We start from the raw sequence: 10,622 nt of genomic DNA on the forward strand, positions 1-10,622 counted from the left end.
CATTCCGAACCCGGAAGCTAAGCCCTTCAGCGCCGATGGTACTGCACTGGTGACGGTGTGGGAGAGTAGGACGCCGCCGGACAAACATTCACGGAAGGCCCCACCCCTGGTGGGGCCTTCCGCATGTCCGGGCCCATTTCCGGGGCAATTCGCGTGCCTTTCGTGCCGGCACGCGCGGCCCAGCCAGGGCCGTGAGAAGCCTCCGCCGGTAAGGTCGGCCGGGCCCAGCGGGGCTGGGCGTGCCAGGGGTCGGAGGTGCATCAGTGGACGAGGTGAAGTTCGCGCCGGACCTGGTGCGGGCGCTGCTGCGGGACCAGCACCCGGACCTCGCCGACCTGGACCTGCGTGACGTCGACGGAGGCTGGGACAACCAGATGTGGCGCCTCGGGGAGGAGCTCGCTGTGCGTCTGCCACGCACCGAACGGGCGCCGGCTCTGTTGCGTACGGAGCAGACGTGGCTGCCGATGTTGGCCGAGCGCCTGCCGCTGCCGACGCCCGCCCCGGTGCGCGTCGGCGAGCCTTCGAGCCTGTTCGAGCACACCTGGACGGTTGCGCGCTGGGTCGAGGGTGAGCCGGCGGACCGTGCGCGGATCACGTGCTTCGATGCGGCCGAGGTCCTCGCAGGGTTCTTGAGCGCGCTGCACCACCTGGCGCCGGCCGAGGCCACGGCCAGCCCGTCGCGCGGCATTCCCCTGGCCGGACTGCAGGGGGTCGACGGCTGGTTCGAGGTCATGGCCGACGACGCGGACGCTGACGCCGCGCGGGGCGTGTGGGAGGAGGCCCTCGCGGCGCCCGCCTGGCAAGGTGCCCCGCTGTGGCTGCATGGTGACCTGCATCCGGCGAACGTGGTCGTCAGGGACGGGATGCTCGCTGGGGTGATCGACTTCGGCGAGCTGTGTGCAGGTGACCCCGCGACGGATCTGTCAGCCGCCTGGATCCTGCTGCCTGCCGGCGCGGCGACTCGGTTCTTCGACGCCTATGAGCAAGCCGACGAGGCCACCATCACCCGGGCCCGCGGCTGGGCAGTGCTGCGCGCCCTGAACCTGATCGCCATCGGACAGAACGGCAGGCTCGGTCTGCCCGGGGGCAAGCCGACCTGGGAACCGGCGGGCTACGCCACGCTCGAGCGAGTACTGGCGGCAAGCTGACCACGGCGTACTAGGGTCCGGACCATGACCGCCCCGGCATCGCGGTATGACGAGATGGAGCGCGCGACCAGCGCGCTGGATGCCCCGTTCGGTGTCGTCGACCTCGATGCCTTTCGCGAGAACGCAGCCGACCTGGCGATGCGGGCGGCCGGCAAGCCGGTGCGCGTGGCCACGAAATCCGTGCGCTGCCGGCACCTGCTCGGCCTGACCCTGGCAACCCCCGGGTTCCGGGGCGTCATGGCCTACTCCCTGCGCGAGGCCCTGTGGCTCTCCGGCCAGGGGGTCGGCGACATCCTCGTGGCCTACCCCAGCGTCGACCGCGAGGCGATCCGCCTGCTGCGCGCCGACCCGGTGGCGCTCGACGGCGTGACCGTGATGGTCGACGACGCCGCCCACCTCGAGCTGCTGACCCGTCACCGTGCTCGCGAGGCGGCCGACGCGCCCGTGCGGGTGTGCCTGGACGTGGATGCCTCGCTGCGGCTCGGCCCGCTGCACCTCGGCGTGCGCCGGTCACCGCTGCGGACCCCGGCCCAGGTGCGGCGGTTGGCCGAGCAGGCCGTGCGGCACCGGTCGCTGCGCCTGGTCGGGCTGATGTTCTACGAGGCCCAGGTCGCCGGCCTGCCCGACAGCTCAGCGCCGGTGCGCTGGGTCAAGCGCCGCTCCACCCACGAGCTGCTGGACCGCCGTGCCCGGGTCGTCGAGGCGGTGCGCCCGCTGGCGGAGCTCGAGCTGGTCAACGGCGGGGGCACCGGCAGCCTGCACCTGGGCGCACGCGACCCCAGGCTGACCGAGCTCGCGGCCGGGTCCGGGCTGTTCGGGCCCACGCTGTTCGACGGCTACGACGCCTTCCGGCCGCGGCCGGCGGCCTTCTTCACGACGCCGGTTGTCCGTCGGCCGGCGCCCGGGATGGCGACCACGTTCGGCGGTGGCTGGTCGGCCTCCGGCCCCGCGGGGCGCTCCCGGCTGCCCGCACCGTGGCGACCACGAGGGCTGCGGCTCACCCGCACCGAGGGGGCAGGGGAGGTGCAGACCCCGTTGACCGGCCCGACGGCCGGCGACCTGCACGTCGGCGACCGGGTCTGGTGGCGCCACGCCAAGGCGGGGGAGCTGTGCGAGCACGTCGGCGAGCTGCACCTGGTCGAGTCCGACCGGATCGTGGCCACCGTGCCGACCTACCGCGGAGAGGGGAAGGCGTTCGGATGACCACGTGGACCAACTGGGCCGGGACCGAACGCGCGCAGCCACGACGGACCGTCCCCGTGCGGAGCACCGAGGACGTCGTGGCGGCCGTGCGCGCCGGCGTGGCGGACGGTCTTCGGGTCAAGCCCCTTGGAGCCGGGCACTCCTTCACCGGGGCCGCGGTCACCGACGGCGTCCACCTGGACCTGACCGGACTCAGCGGGCTCGTCGCCGTGGACCAGGGCAGCGGTGTGGTCACCGTGCGCGGCGGCACCCGCCTGCACGACCTCAACCCGGTGCTGCTCCGGCACGGCCTCGCGCTGCCCAACCTCGGCGACATCGACCAGCAGAGCATCACTGGTGCCATCGCCACGGGCACCCACGGCACGGGCGCTCGGCTCGGTGGGCTGGCCACCCAGGTGGTCGCGCTGCGGATCGTCCTCGCCGACGGCACCGTGGCCGACTGCTCCGCCCGGGAGCACCCCCGGCTGTTCGGGGCCGCCCGGGTCGGGCTCGGGGCGCTCGGGGTCGTCACGGAGGTGACCGTGCAGTGCGTGCCGTCCTTCGCCCTGCACGCCCAGGAGCGACCCGAGCCGCTCGCGGAGGTGCTCGAGAGACTGGAGCACGAGGTGGAGGCCAACGACCACTTCGAGTTCTTCTGGTTCCCCCGCACCGACCGGGTGCTGGCCAAGCGCAACAACCGGGTCCCGGAGGGCACGCCGCTGCGGCCGTTGCCCAGCTGGCGCGCGCGCCTGGAGGACGAGCTGTTGTCCAACACCGTCTTCGAGTGGACCAACAGGCTCGCCGCCGCACGGCCCTCGCTCGTCCCCAGGCTCAACGGGATCGCCTCCCGTGCCCTGTCCGCACGGGAGTTCACGGACACGGCATACAAGGTGTTCGTCACGCCGCGGCGCGTGGTCTTCCGCGAGTGCGAGTACGCCGTGCCGCGGGAGTCCCTGGTGCCGGTGCTCAACGCGCTGCGGGACTGGACCGAGGTGCACGACGAGCCGCTGCCGTTCCCGGTGGAGGTGCGCTTCGCCGCGGCCGACGACGTCTGGCTGTCCACCGGCTATGAGCGGGACAACGCCTACGTCGCGGTGCACCAGTACCACCGGCTGCCGCACGAGACCTACTTCGCCGCGTTCGAGGCGATCGTCGCCGCACACGACGGTCGGCCCCACTGGGGCAAGCTGCACCGCCTGGGCGTCGAGCGGCTGCGCGAGCTCTACCCGCGCTTCGACGAGTTCCTGGCCGTGCGCAACGAGGTCGACCCGGGCCGGACGTTCGGCAACGCCTACCTCGAGCGGGTGCTCGGCAGCTGAGCGCTCAGACGGTCGCGGACTCGGCGGCGCGGGCCAGCCGCGCGCGGCCGCGGGCGGTGCGCACCGAGTCGAGGGTCAGCAGGACCAGGGCCAGCCACACGATGGCGAACCCGATCCACCGGCTGGTGCTCATCGACTCGCCCAGCAGCAGCACGCCACACAGCAGCTGCAGGACCGGGGTGATGAACTGCAGCAGCCCGACCGTCACCAGGGGCACCCGTCGTGCGGCCGCGGCGAAGAGCAGCAGCGGCACCGCGGTCACCACGCCGGAGACCGCGAGCAGGGTCGAGTGCAGGGGGGCGTCCACCGCGAACGTCGTGCGCCCCGAGACCCCCAGCCACACCAGGACGCCGATGGCGATCGGGGCGAGCACGACGGTCTCGGAGGTCAGGCTGTGCAGGGCACCGAGGTTGGCCCCGATCCGCTTCTTCATCAGCCCGTACAACGCGAACGTGAAGGCCAGGCTGAGGGCGATCCACGGCGGCCGGCCGGAGTCGACGGTCAGGTAGATGCCGCCGGCCAGGCCCACCGCGACCGCGCCCCACTGCAGCGGCCGCAACCGCTCCCGCAGCACGACGACGCCGAGGGCCACGGTGACGATCGGGTTGATGAAGTAGCCCAGCGACGCCTCGGTGACGTGGTGCGAGACGACCGCGGCGACGTAGATGACCCAGTTCGTGGCGATGAGCAGCCCCGCCACGGCGAGCGGGCCCACCGTGCGGGGCCGGCCCAGTGTCGGGCGGATCCACGCGACGTCGCGCCGGATCCCGAGCAGCACCAGACAGAACAGCAGGGTCCACACGATGCGGTGGGCCAGGATCTCCCAGGCCCCCGCAGGCGCAAGGGCATGGAAGTAGAGCGGGAACAGTCCCCACAGGGAGTAGGCGCCGATGCCGTATGCCGTGCCCCGCCGGGTCTCGCCGTCAGCCGTGGTGACCGGGGCGCTCACGCGCCCACGGTCCAGGTGTCCTTGCCGTGCAGGAGGGCGGCGAGGTCGGCGTCGGTGGCCGGGCCGCCGGCGGAGGTGACCGCGCCGTCGACCTGGGCGCGGACGAGGTCGTCGTAGGTGGGCCGCTCCACGCTACGGAAGATCCCCATCGGCACGTGCACCATCTCGGGGTCGTCGAGCCGGGAGATGGCGAACGCCGCGGACGGGTCGTCGGCACCGGCGCGGTGGGTGACCACGCGGGTCGGGTCGGCGTCCACCGCGGGCACGACCTTGAGCTCGCCCTGGTCGCCGCGGACCACCACGTGTTCGGGGCCGGAGCGCACCGGCTCGCCGTCGACGAGGTGGACGATGCGGGCCTCGGCCGAGGTGCGGTCCTTGAGCACGTCGAAGGCGCCGTCGTTGAAGATCGGGCAGTTCTGGTAGATCTCCACCAGGGCCGACCCGCGGTGCTCGGCCGCCGCGCGCAGCGTCTCGGTCAGGTGCTTGCGGTCGGAGTCCATGGTGCGCGCGACGAACGTCGCCTCGGCGCCCAGGGCCAGCGAGACCGGGTTGAACGGGTTGTCCACGGAGCCGACGGGCGTGGACTTGGTGACCTTGCCGACCTCGGAGGTCGGGGAGTACTGGCCCTTGGTCAGGCCGTAGATCCGGTTGTTGAACAGCAGGATCTTGAGGTTGACGTTGCGGCGCAGCGCGTGGATCAGGTGGTTGCCGCCGATGGAGAGCGCATCGCCGTCACCGGTGACCACCCACACCGACAGGTCGCCGCGCGCGGTCGCCAGACCGGTCGCGATCGCCGGCGCGCGGCCGTGGATCGAGTGCATCCCGAACGTGTCGAGGTAGTAGGGGAAGCGCGAGGAGCAGCCGATGCCGGAGACGAAGACGATGTTCTCCCGCTTCAGGCCCAGCTCGGGCAGGAAGCCCTGCACCGCCGCGAGGATCGCGTAGTCCCCGCAGCCGGGGCACCAGCGGACCTCCTGGTCGGAGGTGAACTCCTTCTTGGTCTGCGCGGGTGCGCCCTCCGCGAGGTGCGGCACCCCGTGGGTGCCCGTACCCGGCATTCCGAGCTCGATGGCGGTCATCGGTCCGATCCCTCCTCGATCTCGCTGACGGCCTTGTGGAGCACGTCGGCCAGATCCGTTGCAGTGAAAGGCAACCCGCGCACCTGGGTGTGGGACTGCACGTCGACGAGGTACTTGGCGCGCAGCAGCAGCGCGAGCTGGCCGAGGTTCATCTCCGGCACGATCACCCGCTTGTACGAACGCAGCACCTCACCGGTGTTGGACGGGAACGGGTTGACGTGGCGCAGGTGCGCGCGGGCGACCGTCGCGCCGGTGTTGCGCACGAGCCGCGTCGCCGCCGCGATCGGGCCGTAGGTTGAGCCCCAGCCCAGGACGAGCACGTCGGCGTCGCCGGTCGGGTCGTCGACCTGCAGCGGCGGGATGCTCGAGGCGACCCCGTCGACCTTGGCCTGGCGCAGCCGGACCATGTGGTCGTGGTTGTCGGGGTCGTAGGAGATCTCGCCCGTGACGTCCTTCTTCTCGATCCCGCCGATGCGGTGCTCGAGGCCGGCGGTGCCCGGGATGGCCCAGGGGCGGGCCAGGGTCTCGGGGTCGCGCTGGTACGGGTGGAACCTCGGGTTGCCCTGGGCGTCCACGGCGTTGGGCTCGGTGGCGAACTCCACGGTCAGGTCGGGCAGGTCGCCGACCTCCGGGATGCGCCACGGCTCGGAGCCGTTGGCGAGGTAGCCGTCGGAGAGCAGGAACACCGGGGTGCGGTAGGTCGTGGCGATGCGCACGGCCTCCATCGCGGCGTCGAAGCAGTCGCCGGGAGACTGCGGCGCGACCACCGGCACCGGCGCCTCGCCGTTGCGGCCGAACATCGCCTGCAGCAGGTCGGCCTGCTCTGTCTTGGTCGGCAGGCCGGTCGACGGCCCGCCCCGCTGCACGTCGACGATGACCAGCGGCAGCTCCAGCGACACGGCCAGGCCGATCGTCTCGGCCTTGAGCGCGATGCCCGGGCCGGAGGTCGTGGTGACGCCGAGCGACCCCGCGAACGAGGCGCCCAGCGCCGCGCCGACGCCGGCGATCTCGTCCTCGGCCTGCATCGTGGTCACGCCGTAGCGCTTCAGGCTCGAGAGCGTGTGCAGGATGTCCGAGGCCGGCGTGATCGGGTAGGCGCCCAGCACCATCGGCAGGCCGGCACGGTGGGCCGCGGTGACCAGGCCATAGGCCAGGGCGGTGTTGCCGGTGATGTTGCGGTAGGTGCCCGCCGGCATCGTGGCCGGGGCGATCTCGTAGGAGACCGCGAAGTCCTCGGTGGTCTCGCCGTAGTGGTAGCCCGCGTGCAGCGCCGCCAGGTTGGCCTCGAGGATCTCCGGCTTGGGGGCGAACTTGGCCTTGAGGAACCGCTCGGTGCCCTCGGTCGGGCGCGTGTAGAGCCACGACAGCAGCCCGAGCGCGAACATGTTCTTGGCGCGCTCCTTGTCCTTGCGGGACAGGTCGAAACCGGCCAGGGCCTCCACGGTGATCGAGGTCAGCGCCACCGGGTGCACGTGGTAGCTGTCCAGCGAGCCGTCCTCGACCGGGCTCTCGGCGTAGCCGACCTTGGCCAGGTTGCGCTTGGTGAACTCGTCGGTGTTGACGATGATCGTCGCCCCGCGCGGGACGTCGCGCAGGTTGGCCTTGAGCGCGGCCGGGTTCATCGCGACGAGCACGTCCGGGGCATCACCCGGGGTGAGCACGTCGTGGTCGGCGAAGTGCAGCTGGAAGCTGGAGACGCCGGGCAGCGTGCCCTGGGGCGCGCGGATCTCGGCCGGGAAGTTGGGCAGCGTCGACAGGTCGTTGCCGAGGATGGCCGTCTCGGACGTGAACCGGTCACCCGTGAGCTGCATGCCGTCGCCGGAGTCGCCGGCGAACCGGATGACGACACGCTCGAGCCGCTGGACTGGCTTGCTACTCATGACCGCTTCTCCAACCAAGCTTTCGTTGCATCCCCCGACGTCGTCAGGTGGCGTCAGGACGCCACCTCCATCGTAAGTCGCGCCCAGATGGTGGACGCCGCGAGTCCGACGTTCGGGACGTTTGGCCCGGGTCCGGCGGCCCGCGCACGCCCCGACCCGCGACCCGGACCGCGGTCCGGACCGGACGGCATACCGCGGGCGCACTAGGCTGGCTGGCGTGTCGCCCTATGCCGTCGTCGCCGCCGTCGTGGTCGTCGGTGTGCTGCTGTTCGTCGCCGCGATGGGCGCGCGCCGGCTGCTCGCCCCGCGCGCCGCGACCCCGGCCAAGCTGAGCACCTACGAGTGCGGGGTCGACCCGGTCGGGGAGGGGTGGGCGCAGACCAACGTGCGCTACTTCGTCTACGCCTTCCTCTACGTCATCTTCGCCGTCGACGCGGTCTACCTCTTCCCCTGGGCAACCGTGATCCGGCAGGCCGACCTCGGCGCCGCGAGCCTGGTGGAGATGGGCATCTTCGTCGCCGTCCTGCTCATCGGCCTGGCGCACGCCGCACGCCGCGGGCTGCTGCGGTGGTGGTGAGCCGGTGACGACCTCGCTGCCCATGCCCCGGGTCGGCCCGGGCACCGAGCACGCCCCGACGCCGATCAAGGTGGTCCTCAACTGGGGCCGGCGCTACAGCCTGTGGGTGTTCAACTTCGGCCTGGCCTGCTGCGCGATCGAGTTCATCGCCGCGTCGATGGCCCGCCACGACTTCATCCGCCTTGGCGTGATCCCGTTCGCGCCGGGGCCGCGCCAGGCCGACCTCATGGTCGTCTCGGGCACGGTCACCGACAAGATGGCCCCAGCGGTGCGCCGGCTCTACGACCAGATGCCCGAGCCGAAGTACGTCATCTCCTTCGGTGCCTGCTCCAACAGCGGTGGCCCCTACTGGGACTCCTACAGCGTCACCAAGGGGGTCGACCAGGTCATCCCCGTCGACGTCTACGTCCCCGGCTGTCCGCCCCGCCCCGAGGCGCTGCTCCAGGGGATCATGCGACTGCAGGAGAAGATCGCCACGGAAACCTTGTCCACCAAGGGAATTCGCGCCAAGTATGCCGGGTCGCGGCGCACGCACGCCGGCGCCGTGACGCGCCCACTGCTGCACAAGCCCGCCGGGTCGGTCCCGTCGGCCGCGCCGGAGGCGCAGGCATGACCGTGGTGGAGACCCCCTGCCGCGACGTGGCCGTCGCCGAGTGGGTGCCGGAGCTGATCGCCGCGCGCGAGGAGGGCTTCGCCTTCTTCGACTGGCTGACCGCCGTGGACCAGACCGACGACGCGGAGGCCCCCGGCTTCGACCTCGTCTGCCACGTCATGCGCCACCGGGGACCCGGCGAGCTCGACCGGCTGCTGCTGCGCACCCGGGTGCCGCTGGACACCCCGGTCGCCAGCGCCACCGGCGTCTGGCGCGGCGCGGCCTGGCACGAGCGCGAGACCCACGAGATGTTCGGCGTCGACTTCGACGGCTTCGACGACGGCACCGGGCAGGGCCTCCGCCCGCTGCTGCTGCCCGACGGCTTCGAGGGCACCCCGCTGCGCAAGTCCTTCGTCCTCGCCGCCCGGGCCAGCAAGGCGTGGCCGGGAGCCAAGGAGCCGGGGGAGTCCGAGGCCGGCTCGTCCCCGAGCCGCCGCAAGCTGCTGCCGCCGGGCGTGCCCGACAGCACCTGGGGGCCGCGGTGAGCGACGCGCTCGAGCTGGTGCTCCGCACGGTCAGCGTGCTCGCCGCCTTCCTCGTGCTGCCGCTGCTGGTCGGCCAGACCGAGCACAAGGTCATGGCGCACATGCAGGGCCGCCTCGGCCCGATGTACGCCGGCGGGTTCCACGGCTGGGCCCAGCTCGTCGCCGACGGGGTGAAGTTCGTCCAGAAGGAGGACATCACCCCGCGCGACGCCGACCGCCCGGTGTTCAAGCTGGCCCCCGCGGTGTCGCTGGTGCCCTACCTCGTGGCGCTCGCGGTCATCCCCCTGTCGCCGACCGTGGTCGCCGCCGACGTCGACGCCAGCGTGCTGTTCGTCCTGGCCGCCTCCGCCGTCGGCATCCTCGGCACGCTGATGGCCGGGTGGTCCAGCGCCAACAAGTACGCCCTGCTCGGCGGGATGCGCGCCGCCGCCCAGCTGCTGAGCTACGAGCTGCCGATCGTGCTGGCCACGGCGTCGGTCGCGCTCGCCGCCGGGACCGTCTCGCTGCCCGGCATCGTCCACGCGTGGCACCCGCTCTGGCTGCTGTGGCAGGCCCCCGGCGCGTTCTGCTTCCTGCTGGCTGCGGTCGCCGAGCTGCAGCGCCCGCCCTTCGACATGCCGGTCGCCGACTCCGAGATCGTCTTCGGCCCCTACACCGAGTACACCGGGCTGCGCTTCGCGTTCTTCCTGCTCTCGGAGTACGCCGGGATCGTGGTGATGTCGCTGCTGTTCGCGGTGCTGTTCCTCGGCGGCTGGCACGGGCCGTTCGCCGACACCATCGGCTGGGTGTGGACGCTGCTCAAGGCCGCCGCCGTCGCCGTGGTCGTCATCTGGCTGCGGGTGGCGTGGCCACGGCTGCGCGAGGACCAGCTCCAGCGCCTGGCCTGGCTCGTCCTCGTGCCGCTGGCGATCGCCCAGCTGGCCCTGACCAGTGTCCTCGTGGTGGTGACCGCCTGATGTCCAGCAACCAGAACGCACCTGGCGCCCCGGCACCCAAGGGGCGCGGCGCGATACCGGGACTGATCAAGGGCCTGGCGACGACCGCCCGCACGCTGGCGCGGCCGAGCCACACCGCGGAGTACCCCGACGCGCCGCCGCACCTGCCGCCGCGCACCCGCGGCGTCATCGCGCTGCTCGAGGAGAACTGCACCTCGTGCATGCTCTGCGCGCGTGAGTGCCCGGACTGGTGCATCTACATCGACTCCCACAAGGAGACGATCCCCGCCCCGACCCCCGGTGGACGCGAGCGGCAGCGCAACGTGCTGGACCGGTTCGCCATCGACTTCTCGCTGTGCATGTACTGCGGCATCTGCATCGAGGTCTGCCCCTTCGACGCGCTGCACTGGAGTCCC

General features: G+C 72.2%; 11 protein-coding genes and 1 rRNA gene. 9 read left to right on the top strand and 3 right to left on the bottom strand.

Annotated elements, in window-relative coordinates:
* The 4 genes from rrf to VF825_RS05695 all read left to right on the top strand — a co-directional run.
* Window positions 1-82 (top strand): 5S ribosomal RNA (gene rrf / locus VF825_RS05680); the annotation flags it as partial.
* Between the two features lie 181 nt (window positions 83-263).
* The gene (locus tag VF825_RS05685) at window positions 264-1,148 is read left to right on the top strand and encodes an aminoglycoside phosphotransferase family protein (RefSeq protein WP_331111046.1); all 885 of its coding nucleotides are present in this window, start codon (window positions 264-266) and stop codon (window positions 1,146-1,148) included.
* Between the two features lie 24 nt (window positions 1,149-1,172).
* A complete protein-coding gene (locus VF825_RS05690) occupies window positions 1,173-2,351 on the top strand; it encodes an amino acid deaminase/aldolase (RefSeq protein ID WP_331111048.1) in 1,179 nt (392 codons plus the stop codon).
* The gene (locus tag VF825_RS05695) at window positions 2,348-3,649 is read left to right on the top strand and encodes a D-arabinono-1,4-lactone oxidase (protein WP_331111050.1); all 1,302 of its coding nucleotides are present in this window, start codon (window positions 2,348-2,350) and stop codon (window positions 3,647-3,649) included. The genes VF825_RS05690 and VF825_RS05695 overlap by 4 nt, the downstream gene beginning before the upstream one ends.
* A 4-nt stretch (window positions 3,650-3,653) precedes the next feature.
* Here VF825_RS05695 and rarD read toward each other — a convergent pair whose 3' ends face one another.
* Genes rarD through VF825_RS05710 form a run of 3 tightly spaced genes read right to left on the bottom strand, consistent with a single transcriptional unit; the run spans window position 3,654 to window position 7,557 of the window.
* Window positions 3,654-4,598, bottom strand: coding sequence for an EamA family transporter RarD (gene rarD, locus VF825_RS05700; protein ID WP_331111052.1), 945 nt, complete (start codon window positions 4,596-4,598; stop codon window positions 3,654-3,656).
* On the bottom strand, window positions 4,595-5,677 hold the full coding sequence (locus tag VF825_RS05705; RefSeq protein WP_331111054.1) for a 2-oxoacid:ferredoxin oxidoreductase subunit beta: 1,083 nt from the start codon (window positions 5,675-5,677) through the stop codon (window positions 4,595-4,597). The genes rarD and VF825_RS05705 overlap by 4 nt, the downstream gene beginning before the upstream one ends.
* Window positions 5,674-7,557 carry a 2-oxoacid:acceptor oxidoreductase subunit alpha gene (locus VF825_RS05710; RefSeq protein ID WP_331111057.1) on the bottom strand — a complete coding sequence of 628 codons (1,884 nt, stop codon included), beginning with the start codon at window positions 7,555-7,557 and terminating at the stop codon, window positions 5,674-5,676. Before VF825_RS05710 ends, VF825_RS05705 begins: the two co-directional genes overlap by 4 nt.
* Before the next feature lie 217 nt (window positions 7,558-7,774).
* On the opposite strand from VF825_RS05710, the gene VF825_RS05715 reads away from it, so the two are divergent.
* The 5 genes from VF825_RS05715 to VF825_RS05735 all read left to right on the top strand — a co-directional run.
* On the top strand, window positions 7,775-8,134 hold the full coding sequence (locus tag VF825_RS05715) for an NADH-quinone oxidoreductase subunit A (RefSeq protein WP_221632553.1): 360 nt from the start codon (window positions 7,775-7,777) through the stop codon (window positions 8,132-8,134).
* Between the two features lie 22 nt (window positions 8,135-8,156).
* Window positions 8,157-8,747, top strand: coding sequence for an NADH-quinone oxidoreductase subunit B family protein (locus VF825_RS05720; protein WP_331111066.1), 591 nt, complete (start codon window positions 8,157-8,159; stop codon window positions 8,745-8,747).
* Complete coding sequence (locus VF825_RS05725; RefSeq protein ID WP_331111060.1) at window positions 8,744-9,271, top strand: NADH-quinone oxidoreductase subunit C; 528 nt, start codon at window positions 8,744-8,746, stop codon at window positions 9,269-9,271. The genes VF825_RS05720 and VF825_RS05725 overlap by 4 nt, the downstream gene beginning before the upstream one ends.
* Window positions 9,268-10,227 carry an NADH-quinone oxidoreductase subunit NuoH gene (gene nuoH / locus VF825_RS05730; RefSeq protein ID WP_331111062.1) on the top strand — a complete coding sequence of 320 codons (960 nt, stop codon included), beginning with the start codon at window positions 9,268-9,270 and terminating at the stop codon, window positions 10,225-10,227. Before VF825_RS05725 ends, nuoH begins: the two co-directional genes overlap by 4 nt.
* On the top strand, window positions 10,227-10,622 hold a 396-nt coding region (locus VF825_RS05735; protein ID WP_331111064.1), incomplete at its 3' end, for a 4Fe-4S binding protein. The genes nuoH and VF825_RS05735, both read left to right, overlap by 1 nt.

This window comes from Oryzihumus sp. (assembly GCF_036391795.1).
Classification (GTDB): Bacteria; Actinomycetota; Actinomycetes; order Actinomycetales; family Dermatophilaceae; genus Oryzihumus.